The organism is Methanoculleus sp. DTU007, assembly GCF_001512385.1.
Lineage (GTDB): Archaea > Halobacteriota > Methanomicrobia > Methanomicrobiales > Methanoculleaceae > Methanoculleus > Methanoculleus thermophilus.
On record NZ_LFRO01000053.1, the window covers coordinates 21,226 to 34,698 of the forward strand.

The following is a 13,473-nucleotide window of genomic DNA, read 5'->3' on the forward strand; positions in this document are numbered from 1 at the left end:
AATACTTTCGGGGGCGGGCGCCTGCTGTGTGCCGTTGGGGGGGCGTTCCCGGCGAGCGGGTTTCTTCTCCCACGATCGAGTCCCGTAAGTCCGGCCTCACATCACTTTCACCCCGGGCACCCAAACAACATTGATGTCAGCCGTCGACGTTATAACGCAATGGATACCCTCGACGACTGGTTCCCGTACCGGGAGTACCGGCCACACCAGCGCAAGATGCTCGAAGTGGCGGCGTCTGTCGCGCGCGACGGCGGCATCGCCATGATTGATGCACCGACCGGGAGCGGCAAGTCGAGTGTGGTCTCCGCGCTCCTTGCAGAGAGCCGGGGACGGAAAGTGCTCGTCGCCGTGAGGACTATCAGTCAACTTGCCACATTCATGCGCGAGCTCGATCTCATCCGGAAGAAGCGTGGCGGCCTCAAGTTTGCCTACCTCATCGGCAAGTCCGGCATGTGCCCGCTTGGCGGCGAGGGGGACGTTTACCGGCGGTGTGAGGGCGTCAAGGCCTTCTCGACGGCGCTGATGCGGGAGCGAGCGCAGAAAGGATCGCTCGTTCCGGCAAACGACCGCCAGATAAAACAGCAGATTCGGAAGATGGATCCGGACCACCCGCTTATCTGCCCGTACTTTATTCAAGGCAAATCGTTTGTTGAGACCGGAGACGCCGGGCTGAAGATGGTCCCGTCGGCTGCCCTGCGCGTCCGGGCCGAGCGGGTGAGCACCGAGTTGATCTGGCCTGACCAACTTGCCGAGTTTTGCGGCAATATCTGCCCGTACGATACGATGATGCACGCTGCCCGGGATGCCGATGTGGTGCTCGTGAACTTCTACCATCTCTTTGATGATACCATCCGGGAGCAGCTCTACCAGTCGCTCGGAGTTGAAGGGCACGATGCCATGCTGCTCATCGATGAGGCCCACAACTGTGGCGACGTTGTCCAGAGCATCGAGAGTGTGACGATCGAGGAGCGCGATATCGTCCAGGCCGAACACGAACTTGCCGGGCGACGCCGGTCCCAGCATCAGGCGGACGCGATCAGTCAGATCCTGCCGCAGATCACTCGATTCATGGAGGCGCTTAAAGCCTCGCTTGAGGCTGAGGACTGGTTTGATCCTGCCATCTTCCAGCGGATGGTCCTCTCCGGCACGCTCTATCGGCGCATGGAGGATGTCGTTGACGACCTCCTCAAGATCAGTGAGGGGATCCGTGAGAAGAACATGCAGGCGGGCGAGTTCAGGGAGAGCGCGATCGAGCGGCTGACCGAGTTCTTCTACCGGATCTTCCGGTCCGCTTCCGACCCTGCCTACCTTACGGTCTACCGGAAGGATGACGATGGCACAGTGGCGCTTGGGGTGCGAAACATCGACCCGAGCAACAAACTCCAGGAGATCGCCCAGGCGCATGCCTGCTGCGTCCTGATATCCGGAACACTCTCCCCCATCGAGAGTTACCGCCGCTACTATTTCGGCGATCTCCCCGTCACGACGCTATCGCTCCCGAACTCATTTCCTCCGGAGAACCGCCGCATCTTCTGTGCCAGCGATATCACCACTGCCTACTCAATGCGCCGGGACGCTCAGAACCTTGCCCGGACTGAGGACTACATCCTCACGTTTGCCCGCCTTCCAGGCAACCTTGCGTTCTACTTCCCGTCGTACGACCTGCTCAACACATTTGCAGACCGATGCGCCCCAAGAATCAGGGGCAAGCAGATCTATGTCGAGCCCAAGGATCCCGCCGCAGCCGCGGCGATGCTCCGGGAGTTCATGGGTCTTCCGGGGACTGGCCGCTCTGGCGTTCTCTTTGCAGTCTGCGGCGGGAAATGGAGCGAGGGCCTGGACTACCGGGGTGAGATGCTCTCTGGAGCGCTTGTCATCGGTCTTCCGCTTGCTCCGTTCAACCGCGTCCGCCGGATGGTTATCGACTACTTTAAGATGAAGTTCGGTGAGGAGGGTGAGTTCATCAGTTACACCCTCCCGGCAATCAACCGTGCCCTGCAGGCGCTCGGGAGAGTGCTCCGGACGCCAGAGGATCGGGGTATTCTCGTCCTTGGAGAGAAGCGGTTCCTTGAGCCCCGGGTTCACGCCGGGTTGCCGCCGTGGATGCAGGGGGAGATGACCGCGTGCACCATCGACGTCTTCAAAATGGAGGCAGGTAGATGGCGATCTTGACCGGGTCGTGTCGATTTGGCCTATGGTACGTCCATGTGGCATGGCAGGGCGACCTCGTCTACCGGGTACGGTTTGCCCCCACGGGAGTACCGGGTCCAGTTCCCGAGGTGATCCTGCGTTACTGTGCCGGACAGCCGGCAGATCCCACCTCGCTTCGGAGTATCGCAACCGAGGGGGACTCGACCTTTGCGAGGATCTATCGTGCCGTCTGTGCGGTTCCTTATGGTGAGACCGTCACCTACGGCGATATTGCCCGGGTTGTCGGGACCGCACCCCGGGCAGTCGGATCGGCAATGGCAAGAAATCCAACCCCGCTCGTGGTGCCCTGCCATCGGGTCGTTGCAAAGACCGGGCTAGGCGGGTTCTCTCCCGACTTGTCAATCAAGGAAGCATTGCTCGAGATGGAGCGTCGGGTGTCGGGGCGCTCCACACCGCAGAGGAGAGGAGTTAACAGGTAACTCCGCCATAGTATATTGGAATGAAGATCGCAGTCCTGGGTGCAGGGGCGGTCGGCCTGACCGTTGCCGCAAAATTGTCCCGTGTCGCGGAGGTCCATGCCGTTGCCAGGAGGCGGCATGCCGACGCGATACGTGAACGGGGTTTTCTGCTGACTGGAATCTGGGGGGAGGGTACATACCGCTTCAGCTGTTCTGACGACCTGCCGAGCGCATGGCAGGAGGCAGACTACTACATCATCACCTCAAAATCGACCGATACCGAGGCGATATGCCGCCAGTTTGCTGATGCTATCAAGGGGCGCGAGGTCGTGAGCCTCCAGAACGGGATCGGAAACGAGGAGATCATCGGGCGGTTCACCGACCGGATGATCGGCGGCATGATCATCACCGGGTTCGAGTGGCGGGGCGATGCATCGGTCCATGTCTCGGTCGAGGCGGCGCCTATGAAACTGGGGCGGTATCCATCCGGCACTGACGAAGCAGTCGAATCCCTTGCGGCCCTCATCAGGAAGGCCGGCATCAAGGCGGAGGCGACCGATAGTATCAGGGCCGATATATGGTCGAAGACTCTCTATAACTGCGCATTAAACCCGCTGGGCGCTGTGATGAATGTCCCTTACGGTGCGCTCACCGATCCGCATGCCTGGACGATCGTCACCGAGATCGTCAAGGAGGCCTATCGGGTGGTTGATGCCGAGGGTGTCTCCCTTCCCTGGAAGACGCCGGAGGCGTACTTAGAGTATCTCCGGACCCGTCAGCTCCCGGCGACGGCCGCCCATCATTCGTCGATGCTTCAGGACCTCTCCCTCGGACGGAGAACGGAGATCGATTTCATGAACGGCGCGATAGTGACTTTCGCCCGGAAACACGGAATCGATGCACCCTATAACTCCTGTATCGCTGAATTGATCCGTTTCCGGGAACGTCTCTAAAGGTAGTGCGGTATGCGGTCTGCGATTGTTCTCGTTGGAGGTGCGGCACGGCGTGCTGGTGGACGGGAGAAGTATTTCTTCACGTTCCAGGGCAAGACGTTCATCGAACGTCTCATCGATACTCTGCGGGAAGTAGTGGACGAGATTGTGGTAGTTGCACGCGACCCCGAGCAGTGCGAACGATTTAGCCACCTCCAGGGCGTCAGGTGCACATCGGACATCCGGCAGGGTCTTGGTCCCATCGGCGGCCTGCATGCGGGAACACTCGCAGTACATGGCGAGTATATCTTCGTTGCCGCCTGTGATATGCCCTGTGTTCACCCGGGAGTGGTGGAGATGCTCTTTGATGCTGCAGTCGGGTACGATGCTGCCATTCCCAGCTGGAACGCCGATATGCTCGAGCCGCTCCATGCGGTCTACCGACGTAGTGCGTTGATTGAATACCTGGAGGAGCATGAATCACTCTCTCTCCGGCCGATGATCTGGAGCCTGAACACCCGGTATGTGAGCGTGGAGGCGATCCGGCAGATCGATCCTGACCTGCTGACGTTCACAAACATCAATAACCTGGAAGACCTGGAGTCGATTGACCGGTCCGAGAGGCATTGTGAAGTCGATGGGACCGGGCAGTCCTCGCCGTGAGCGGGCCGGTATTTTTTCACCCTATTGTATTGCCCCGGGCGAGATTCCGGCATACTTCGCACAGGAAATAGAAACGGATTCACGCTTCGGCATCCTCAATCCTATCACCCATCAGGGTCCAGGAGCCGGGCTTCACGGATCCCCTTTGCTGAACCGATCACTCTTCTATAGTTTATCCGGGATACCCGGAACGCCCCTTGCATATGAAACGGAATGACGGGCGCGAGTTATAATCGGCCGGGGGTTTGGAGCAGGCATGATTTCCCAAAAGAATATATGTCTTCTCTGATAAGTCTGGGTCTGATGTCATCGGGGGAAGTGATTCCGGTATTCTCTACTCTCAGAGGTCGGGGAGATCCGGTGAGCGCGGAGCCCGCCGCATTCCCGATCCGCAGATCCCGGGCCAGCAGGCTTGCTACATCATTCCTGCTATTGTGCTGTCTTGTTGCTGTTCTGTGCGGGTTGGCTTCTGCTGCGGAGCAGACCTATGCCCCTCTATGGGAGAGAGGGGTCAACGATGCCGTGAGTTCTGTGGCAATCACACGGGACGGATCTCTCGTCGTTGCCAGTGCAGGCTCGATGGTATACCTTCTGGATCAGGATGGAACCGTTCTCTGGAAGACTACTGTCGGTTCGCGAGTAAAAGGTGTCGGAATATCGCCTGAAGGGGCATACATCGGTGTCGGTGCTGATAAACTCTATCTCTTTGAGAGAGGCGGAGACCTGCTCTGGACTGAAAAGACGAGGTTTGTCTACAATGACGTGGCAATCTCGTCTAACGGCACGTACATCGCTGCCGGGTGCGATAATGGTGCGGTCTATCTTTTTGACAAGAATAAGAAGACTCTCTGGGACTATGATATGGGGACCGATACTCACAGTATTGCAATATCGGATAACGGCCGCGTTATTGTTGTCGGTTGCGATAACCACGGAGTCTACTATCTCAATAGCCGGCAAGGAGAGTCCTGGAGTTACGGTACTGGAAAGCCCCTCGGAGGGGTCGCCCTCACCCCGGACGGCCGATTCGTCGCAGCAGGGTCGCTTGACCGGTGTGTTTACCTCTCCACAGGGCAGGGGGAGCATCTCTGGAAGTACCCCACCAACGATGCCGTCCTCTCGACGGCGCTGACAAACGAGGCCCGAGAGGTCTTCGCGGCGTCCGGCCGGACGGTCTATGTCCTCAACCGCACGGGAAGCAAGATCCAGGAGATCACCCTCAACAGCCGTGCGGATTCGATTGCTGCGACGCCTGATGGCACGTTCCTGGTTGTCGGGGGGAGTGATCGGTTCGTCCGTCTCTTCACGCGGGATGCTGCCCTGCTCAAGAGCGAGGAGCCGGAAGAGGTAACGGAAGATCCGGGTGAATTCCCCACTCCAGCGGAGAATAACGCGACACCAGTCCCAACCGAAAATGATACCTCTGAGGGCGTTGTCGGGGCAAATGCTCAGATCTCAGAGGGAGATGTCTCGTTTGCCTCAATGGTGCTTGGATGCGTGGAAAACGTCATCTCCCTCCTCCTGGAGCCGCAGAAGGATTTCATAGCCTGATCCCCCTCTCCAGGCTTTTTGGTTTTTTGGTTGGGTGGCTAGATCTTATGTTTGCTCCCGCTTGCATCGCGTGCATGGTGTCCAAACTCGCTCTCGAGCAGGAGATCTCCGGTGAAGACGGGGCCGTCTCTGCAGACCCGCAGGCCGTGCGGGTCGATACAGCACGAGCCGCAGAGACCTACTCCGCACTTCATGTAACGGTGAAGAGAGAACTGTCCCCGTTCGGCACACCCTTCCCGGTCAAGGATGGCGAGCACCGCCCTCATCATGGGTTCGGGCCCGCAGACGCAGATGTGGGCGAAATCAGCGAGGTCCACTCTGGATATGAGTTCGGTCACGAACCCGTGATGGCCGGCGGTGCCGTCGTCGGTCGCGACCATCAGCGTCGCATAATCACGTATCTTATCCGCAAAGAGGAGTTCTCGGGCCGTTCGTGCGCCGAGGAGGACGGTATCCGCCTGCCCTGCCGTGATGAGCGAAAGAAGCGGGGAAGCACCGACGCCGCCGGCGACAACAAGCGTCCGCCCCGAGACCGCAAATCCATTTCCGTATGGGCCCCGGAGACCTATCTTATCGCCCTCGTGCATGGCAAAGAGGGCAGCGGTTGCGTCCCCCACCTTCTGGACGGTTATCGAGGACGGCGTGGAGAGGGCCATCGGGATCTCATCCACACCAGGCACCCAGACCATCACGAACTGCCCCGGCCGGGCAACGATCTCTCGGTCGAAGATAAACGTCTTAATAGACGGTGTCTCCTCTACAATCTCTGTTATTTTAACCCCATGGGGCATCTGTTCATGCATGGGCGCACCCCACAATCTCACGTGCGTCGATCCCGTCTGGACTGTAGAGATCCTCTGCAATCGTGGCAAAGATACTGATGTCGTCGATGATAGCGCTCCCGATCTCAACGGCACTTGCCCCGGCCATCATCATCTCGATGACGTTATCGGCGGTGGAGACCCCACCGCACCCGATGATCGGGATGGAGCAGGACTCGTAGAGATCGTAGACGCACCGAACGGCGATGGGGAAGATCGCCTTCCCTGAGAGCCCTCCAAAGCGGTTCCCGAGCACCGGCCGGCGGAGAGCCGTCGAGATCCGCATTGCCTTCACCGTGTTTATCGCAACGATCGCATCCGCCCCGCCGCGCTCCGCGGCCGCCCCGATCTCGGTGATATCAGTGACGTTTGGCGTGAGTTTCACCCATGTAGGGACCCCGAGGGAGGCCACCGCCCTCGTGCACTCCTCCACGAGAGCCGGGTCGCTCCCGATTGCCGCCCCATACCCCTCCGCGTGGGGGCAGGAGAGGTTTAACTCGAATCCCGAGGCCTTCCCGACGAACCACCCGGCGACCGTCCGAAACTCTTCCGGCGTTCCCCCGAAGATGCTCACGATCACCGGCTCGCCGTGGAGGACAGCCAGTTCATCTACGAACGCAGTCGAGGGGTTCGGAAGACCCATGGCGTTGATGATCCCGCCGTCGACGACGACGAGGCAGGGTCCCGGATGCCCAACCTTTGGGCTCGGGCCGATGGACTTCGTGACCACGCCTCCCGCACCGTTCTGCAGGATCCGGGCGAGCGACGCCCCGGTGGTTCCGAGGATGCCGGCCGCCAGCAGAAGATGGTTCTTCAATTGGATACCACCAACCTCGATAGGGCCAGGATAAAGCGCAACCATTGAAAAAAGATGGGAGTAGAGTATTATTATATTCTCGCGCCAAGTGTACTAACAAAGAAGAAGTGAGCTTTCGCTCTCCGGAGCCCAGATGACGATACGGAAGGCGGTAAGACGTCCCTTTTCCCTGCCGGATCGTTATTCTCCGTGAAGCGTGATCTCTTTGCGCGCATAATCTTGGATATTAGGATCTGGATCGATACTATGACCTCGCTCGCAATATTAGGTGTAGGAAAGGTGGGGGGTGAGACGGCGTTCCTCTCTGCCGTGCTCGGTCTCGCTGACGAGATCGTCGTTTACGACGTCTACGAGCCCCTTCTACAGGCACAGGTGCTTGACCTGCAGCATACGGGAATCGATGTCACGATCTCTACCGATACGGCGGCGATGCGGGAGGCCGATATCTTCGTATTTGCGGCGGGCACCCCACGGACGCCCGAGATAAAGACACGGGCGGACCTTCTCGAAGCCAATGTGCCGGTGGTGAAGCGTTGCAGCGAGTTCTTGCGTGGATTTGACGGCGTAGTCATCACCATCACAAACCCCATGGATGCAAACAACTACGGCCTCTGGAAGATGATGGGCGTTGATCGGCAGCGGTGCATCGGGTTTGGCGGTCAACTCGATAGCGCCCGTCTTGCAACTTATCTCAATGAAGCCGGGGTATCCGGGCCCGCCTGGGTTATCGGAGAGCACGGGGAGCACCAGGTGCCCCTCTTCTCGAGGACCGGTGTGAACGTCGGCGTTGAGGAGCGGGAAGCAATCCTCTCCCGGATGCGGGGTGCAAGCATGGAGGTGATCCGCGGCAAGGGCGGCACGGTCTTTGGCCCGGCCTATCACATCACCATGCTGATCCGGGCGATCCTTGAGGACCGGCGTGAACTGCTCCCCTGTTCGTGCGTGCTGGATGGCGAATACGGCTTCTCCGGGTGCTCCCTCGGTGTCCCCGCGAGAATTGGCCGTGAGGGGGTTATTGGTATCGAGGAATGGGACCTCGACCCATGGGAGGAGGCGAAGATGGCCGAGGCAGGAGCATTTGTGCAGGACCTCTGCAGGAGACTTGATGGTTAATTCTATGCAAGAGTCAGATATTCCGACAACCCTGGACGACTTTGGAAAGACCCGGATCGCCATCCACCAGGTCGAGTACAGCGTTGGTGTCGATACTCCGATCATCCATATCTTCGGCCGGGATCCTTTGGGGAATGCAGCGAGGATCGACGTCACCGATTTTCGGCCCTACTTCTACGCCCCCGTGGCGCAGGTGGACAAAAAAGAACTCCCCCCGCTGATCGCCGAGGTGGAGTCGGAGAAGGTGTATTACTCCATCCACGGCGAACCGTTGCGGCGGCTCTATACCCGGCGCCCAAGCGACGTGCGAGAGATCCGTGACCACTACCAGCCTCACTTTGAGGCAGACATCCCGTTTGCCACCCGATTCATGATAGACTGCGGTCTCTCCGCAGGCGTGGAACTCCCCGCCGGGGTCACCACCATAGACTACCGCGAACTCGTTCCGTGTGATGTTTCTGCTCCAGCACGCACCTGTATCATGGATATCGAGTGCGTGGACGAGAATGGTTTTCCTGAGGCTGAGCGTGACCCCATCATCTGCATCACCTGCTGGGACTCTTTTGATGAGGAGTATACAACCCTTCTCTGGCAGCCCGGCGGCGTGCCGGGCAGTGCACCCGTCGAGGATCCGCAGCTCCGCACCAATGAGCGTCACCGTGTCATCCGTTACCCGGACGAGAAGGCGATGCTTCTAGGGCTCATCGAGTACATCAGGGAACACGACCCGGACATCCTCTCAGGCTGGAACTTTGTGGAGTTCGATATCCCTTACATCCTGCAACGGATGGCTGTGCTCAAGCTCCGGGGCGAGGATCTCGCACGCCTACCCGGTCAGACCATGCGTGACGCCATTCGCGGACGGGCAATCTTCGATCTCCTCGCCGCCTACCGGAAGATGCACCAGGCCCAGAAGGAGTCCTACCGGCTCGATGCTATCGCCGAAGACGAACTCGGGGTGACGAAGATCCGCTACAGCGGAACGGTCACATCGCTCTGGCGCTCCGACCCTGCACGGCTTGTCGATTACAACTGCCGGGACGTCGAACTCTGTGTCGGGATCGATAAAAAGAACAATATCATCGAGTTTTACCGGGAGATCGCCCGGTATGTCGGATGCCCGCTCGATAGAACACTGAACTCGTCAAACGTCATCGATATCTACGTTCTTCGGAAGGCTTTTGGCAGGTTTGTCCTCCCCTCCAAGGGACTCGCCGCGGGGGACGAGTTTGAGGGCGCGACCGTCTTTGAACCGACCATCGGTCTACGGGAGAACGTGGTGGTCCTCGACTTAAAATCACTCTACCCTATGGCGATGATGACGATCAACGCCTCGCCCGAGACGAAGAACCCGGACGGCGAACTGCGTGCTCCAAACGGTATCCGATTCTCCCGGGAGCCCGACGGATTGACGCGGAGCATCCTCTCAGAACTCCTCCGCGAGCGGGATGACCGTAAACGCCTGCGCAACCAGTATCCTTTCGGCTCCCCGGAGTACGTCCTCTACGATCTCCAGCAGAACGTCCTGAAGGTGATCATGAACTCCTACTACGGGGTCTCGGGCTACGCCCGGTTCAGGCTCTATGACCGTGAGATCGGGTCCGCGGTCACCTCGGTCGGCCGGGCGATCATCCGGCACACCCGCAACGTCATCACCGATCTCGGCTATCAGGTCCTCTACGGTGACACCGACTCGTGTATGGTCGAGATGCCTCCGGGAACCCTCGAGGAGACCATCGCCCGGGCTAGGGCGATTGAGGCGCGGCTTAACGAGAGTTATGGCGACTTTGCGAGAGCTGAACTCGGTGCCGAGACACACTACTTCTCCATCAAGTTTGAGAAGGTCTACCGCCGCTTCTTCCAGGCAGGTAAGAAGAAGCGCTACGCCGGGCACCTGGTCTGGAAGGAGGGGAAAGACGTCGATGAGATCGATGTCGTCGGGTTCGAGATCCGGCGGAGCGACTCGCCGCAGATAACGCGGGAAGTGCAGCGAACCGTCATCGAGATGATCCTTCGCGGGGACGCATTTTCTGATATACAGAAGTACCTGCGTGATGTCATCAGGAAGTACCGCCGCGGGGAGTACTCGCTCGACGAGGTCGGTATCCCCGGCGGGATCGGGAAGAATCTGGATAACTACGAGAACGACGACGCCCATATCCGCGGCGCCAAGTACTCGAACAAGTATCTCGGGACCGACTTCAAGCGGGGCAGCAAGCCTAAACGCGTCTACATCAAGGCCGTCACGGCGAAGTACCCACGGACGGATGTGGTCTGTTTTGAGTACGCCGATCAGGTGCCGCCGGAGTTCGTCGTCGATTGGGAGACGATGCTCGAAAAGACGCTCAAAGGCCCTCTCTCACGGATCATCGAACCGCTTGGGTGGGACTGGCACGACGTCGATCCTTCAAGAACGACGCTCTTTGATTTCGGGATGTAAGAAAAATGGGTGGTCTCTTTACGCGAGACCCCTTTTTGCGCGCACTTCCTGGATGAACGCGCTCCTCTCGATATTCTTTGACCAGGCGATGCGGCCGTCGACGACCTGCCAGCTGGGCATCTCCATGATATCGATACCTTCCGGAACACAGGAGACATCCGCCCCGCAGGGGACGACAAGGACTGCTTTATCGAACCTGCCGGAGTCTGCGGCATCCTGAAGGGCCTTAACTGCATTCACTGGAATCTCTGGCGCCATCTTCACACTCACGGCCACGCGCTCCGTCTTGCCGGCGACCCGGCGGGAGAGCATACACTCCGGCTGCACGCTGCCGGCGGGGGACCATGTGAACTGCCATCCCTCACCGGGGGGGAACCGCCGGATAAGGGTCTTCTGGACATCATGATATGTAGAATCCTTTATGCCACCCATATCAATATCCTCTGCTTTACTGTATGGTCTCTGTCGAATATAAGTATTGTAGTTCTTTTGTCTTCCCGGTAGTCCCCCTCCCAGATACCGGTGTGGCGACCGGTTCGGGCGATGTATGAGAAAATCCCGAAGGAACACTTTTATGTTACTACCCATATTATTCGGCGGGGGTTGTCAGTATGACAGAAGCCACACAGATGGAAGCCGGAGTTGTGGAGGCGTACGAGAGGCTGGCACGTGAGGTGCTGAATCGGCCGGAGAGCATTCCGAGTGCCATCCACAATCTCCTCCTCAAGCTTGCAGAGACCCATCCGGGAGCGGTGTACTGGATTGTCCGGAAGTTCTACCAGGAGTATCTCCGGCTTTATGTCTCCGATACCGGGTACATCGGGATCGTAGACCGGTACGAGCCCGACCTGATGTATCCGGGTGACATCGCTCTCTACATGGTGCCTGAGAGCCCGCAACCGGGAGATGTGGTCCAGATCTCTTTCACCGATAAGAACGAGGTGAGTGTCTACGTCATTCATGGCCGGGTCCTCAGGTGCAACGATGACCGGTCGATACAGGTCGCGGATACCAGCACTGGAGAGGATTACAAGGTTGTCGACTGGAACATCCTCGGCAAACTGGTTAAAGTCATCCCGTTCGGAGCCGATGAATGGCAGGAGCTCTTCTCGGCATCCGGCGTCCCGAAGGAGTGGCTCACCACATCGATCGAGGAGAACATCAATTCGCTCCAGAACTCGGATGTTCGCGGGAGGGATGAGGCGATCGCCGAACTCAAGAGACGCCTTGCAGTCCTGATGAAGTGAGGATTGAGTTATCCGTTTTTTGCCGGGGGATGGGCGGGCCAATCTCCTCTCTCCTCACTCCAACGGGTATCAGTCGACTACCTGCCTTCTCGTTACACGAACCTTTTTGTGGCAAGTCTTCTATCCTTGCTGTATGAAGCATCTGCTACTGATCATCCTCTCTCTGCTGCTCATTCCGTCAGGGGTCCAGGCGCTTACCTTTCTTGGCGGAGATCCGCTGGTGCTTGATACGCCCATCCCGGACGATGTGGTCGCCTCGGGTGGGTCTGTGACCGTCAAAGCCCCCGTAGATAGTCTGACGGTCGCGGGCGGTACGGTGACGGTGGATGCCCCCGTCCGGGGTGATGTCATTGCGGCAGGTGGCACCCTCGTTGTCAATGGTGACGTCGGCGGGAAGGTGCTCGCCGCCGGTGGTGAGATCGAGTTGAACGGAAATGCAACGAACGCTCTCATCACCGGTGGCACGGTCAGGATCGGCGAAGGTGGCGTCATCGAGCGTGACGCTTTCATCAGTGCCGGAGAAGTCACCAACGCAGGATCGGTTCTCGGCAATCTCAGTGTCTCGGCCGGATCCTTCATCAACACCGGAACTGCCGGAAACGTCACGTTTGAAGAGCAGAGGAGCCCAGGACTCGCAATACCCGGGCTCTTCTCGATCCTTGTTGCAATCGGATTCCTGATCCTTGGGAATCTGCTGATCTGGGGATTCCCAGACCTGTTTGGTGCAGTGGTCCAGCAGATCGAGAGGAGCCCGGTCATTCTGACGATCGTCGGGTTTGTTGCGATCATTGTATCAGCGGTTCTCCTCCTCATCGTCGCGATCACGATCATCGGTCTCCCCATCGCGCTCGTTGGGGGCCTGCTCTTTATCGTCGCCATGCTGCTCTCGTCACTCTTTGTCGCATACGCCCTTGGAGACGTCATCATCACACGGACGAAGTGGAGGCCGGGACGTGTGTGGGTATTCGTCCTTGGGTTTGTGATTCTGCAGATCCTCATCCTCATTCCACTGCTCGGGGCAATCGTTTGGATCATCGCGGTCAGCCTCGGTTACGGCGGGATCCTGTATGCGCTCAGGGGCGCCTATCCGTTCCGTGGGGGAGGGGCGGCGTAGTCCTATTTTTGGTGGGTTTGTGGTGTGTGTTTGTGCCTGGCGGGGGGCGATGGCAAAAATGCGAATACAAAAACCCATGCACTGGACCGTGGGGGCATCGCATTTTGGGGGGAGGGGCTGACGGGGAGTGCGACGGTCCGAAGGACCGGAGCTCGAGCACCGATAG

Annotated in this window: 12 protein-coding genes; 9 read left to right on the top strand and 3 right to left on the bottom strand. The window is 58.8% G+C overall.

From position 1 onward, the window contains the following. Positions 1 to 159 precede the first annotated feature (159 nt). The 5 genes from ACI94_RS06090 (at position 160) to ACI94_RS06110 (ending at position 5,755) form a co-directional block, all read left to right on the top strand. Complete coding sequence (locus ACI94_RS06090; RefSeq protein WP_286681212.1) at positions 160 to 2,172, top strand: ATP-dependent DNA helicase; 2,013 nt, start codon at positions 160 to 162, stop codon at positions 2,170 to 2,172. Next, positions 2,160 to 2,630 (top strand): methylated-DNA--[protein]-cysteine S-methyltransferase, encoded by a 471-nt coding sequence (locus tag ACI94_RS06095; RefSeq protein ID WP_066954958.1) that lies wholly within the window; start codon positions 2,160 to 2,162, stop codon positions 2,628 to 2,630. The genes ACI94_RS06090 and ACI94_RS06095 overlap by 13 nt, the downstream gene beginning before the upstream one ends. Positions 2,631 to 2,650: 20 nt before the next feature. Next, complete coding sequence (locus ACI94_RS06100) at positions 2,651 to 3,562, top strand: ketopantoate reductase family protein (RefSeq protein ID WP_066954961.1); 912 nt, start codon at positions 2,651 to 2,653, stop codon at positions 3,560 to 3,562. Positions 3,563 to 3,574: 12 nt separating this feature from the next. Beyond that, complete coding sequence (locus tag ACI94_RS06105; protein ID WP_066954964.1) at positions 3,575 to 4,204, top strand: molybdenum cofactor guanylyltransferase; 630 nt, start codon at positions 3,575 to 3,577, stop codon at positions 4,202 to 4,204. A 531-nt stretch (positions 4,205 to 4,735) separates the two neighbouring features. Then, a complete protein-coding gene (locus ACI94_RS06110) occupies positions 4,736 to 5,755 on the top strand; it encodes a WD40 repeat domain-containing protein (protein WP_224732749.1) in 1,020 nt (339 codons plus the stop codon). 38 nt (positions 5,756 to 5,793) lie between these two features. On the opposite strand, the gene ACI94_RS06115 is transcribed toward ACI94_RS06110, so the two are convergent. Further along, the gene (locus ACI94_RS06115) at positions 5,794 to 6,558 is read right to left on the bottom strand and encodes a dihydroorotate dehydrogenase electron transfer subunit (RefSeq protein ID WP_066954970.1); all 765 of its coding nucleotides are present in this window, start codon (positions 6,556 to 6,558) and stop codon (positions 5,794 to 5,796) included. After that, a complete protein-coding gene (locus tag ACI94_RS06120) occupies positions 6,551 to 7,438 on the bottom strand; it encodes a dihydroorotate dehydrogenase (protein ID WP_066954973.1) in 888 nt (295 codons plus the stop codon). Before ACI94_RS06120 ends, ACI94_RS06115 begins: the two co-directional genes overlap by 8 nt. Positions 7,439 to 7,639: 201 nt before the next feature. Here ACI94_RS06120 and ACI94_RS06125 point away from each other — a divergent pair, with 201 nt between their 5' ends. After that, the gene (locus tag ACI94_RS06125; RefSeq protein ID WP_066955442.1) at positions 7,640 to 8,506 is read left to right on the top strand and encodes a malate dehydrogenase; all 867 of its coding nucleotides are present in this window, start codon (positions 7,640 to 7,642) and stop codon (positions 8,504 to 8,506) included. A 4-nt stretch (positions 8,507 to 8,510) separates the two neighbouring features. Further along, positions 8,511 to 10,946: a DNA-directed DNA polymerase gene (locus ACI94_RS06130; RefSeq protein WP_286681213.1), complete on the top strand. Its 2,436-nt coding sequence runs from the start codon at positions 8,511 to 8,513 to the stop codon at positions 10,944 to 10,946. Positions 10,947 to 10,964: 18 nt separating this feature from the next. On the opposite strand, the gene ACI94_RS06135 is transcribed toward ACI94_RS06130, so the two are convergent. Further along, positions 10,965 to 11,378, bottom strand: a complete 414-nt coding sequence (locus tag ACI94_RS06135; protein WP_066954979.1) for a hypothetical protein — start codon at positions 11,376 to 11,378, stop codon at positions 10,965 to 10,967. 179 nt (positions 11,379 to 11,557) lie between these two features. Between ACI94_RS06135 and ACI94_RS06140 the strand changes: the two genes are divergently transcribed. Both ACI94_RS06140 and ACI94_RS06145 read left to right on the top strand, forming a co-directional pair. Continuing rightward, entirely contained in the window at positions 11,558 to 12,193 is a 636-nt protein-coding gene (locus tag ACI94_RS06140; protein WP_066954982.1) for a hypothetical protein, read from the top strand. 133 nt (positions 12,194 to 12,326) lie between these two features. Next, positions 12,327 to 13,307, top strand: coding sequence for a hypothetical protein (locus ACI94_RS06145; protein WP_066954984.1), 981 nt, complete (start codon positions 12,327 to 12,329; stop codon positions 13,305 to 13,307). Positions 13,308 to 13,473 lie beyond the last annotated feature (166 nt).

Bases quoted from the DNA above. Each gene is read 5' to 3' on its own strand.
- ACI94_RS06125 (WP_066955442.1), top strand. From the start codon at position 7,640: ATGACCTCGCTCGCAATATTAGGTGTAGGAAAGGTGGGGGGTGAGACG.
- ACI94_RS06105 (WP_066954964.1), top strand. From the start codon at position 3,575: ATGCGGTCTGCGATTGTTCTCGTTGGAGGTGCGGCACGGCGTGCTGGT.
- ACI94_RS06095 (WP_066954958.1), top strand. From the start codon at position 2,160: ATGGCGATCTTGACCGGGTCGTGTCGATTTGGCCTATGGTACGTCCAT.
- ACI94_RS06140 (WP_066954982.1), top strand. From the start codon at position 11,558: ATGACAGAAGCCACACAGATGGAAGCCGGAGTTGTGGAGGCGTACGAG.
- ACI94_RS06120 (WP_066954973.1), bottom strand. From the start codon at position 7,438: ATGGTTGCGCTTTATCCTGGCCCTATCGAGGTTGGTGGTATCCAATTG.
- ACI94_RS06115 (WP_066954970.1), bottom strand. From the start codon at position 6,558: ATGCATGAACAGATGCCCCATGGGGTTAAAATAACAGAGATTGTAGAG.
- ACI94_RS06130 (WP_286681213.1), top strand. From the start codon at position 8,511: ATGCAAGAGTCAGATATTCCGACAACCCTGGACGACTTTGGAAAGACC.
- ACI94_RS06135 (WP_066954979.1), bottom strand. From the start codon at position 11,378: ATGGGTGGCATAAAGGATTCTACATATCATGATGTCCAGAAGACCCTT.
- ACI94_RS06100 (WP_066954961.1), top strand. From the start codon at position 2,651: ATGAAGATCGCAGTCCTGGGTGCAGGGGCGGTCGGCCTGACCGTTGCC.
- ACI94_RS06090 (WP_286681212.1), top strand. From the start codon at position 160: ATGGATACCCTCGACGACTGGTTCCCGTACCGGGAGTACCGGCCACAC.
- ACI94_RS06145 (WP_066954984.1), top strand. From the start codon at position 12,327: ATGAAGCATCTGCTACTGATCATCCTCTCTCTGCTGCTCATTCCGTCA.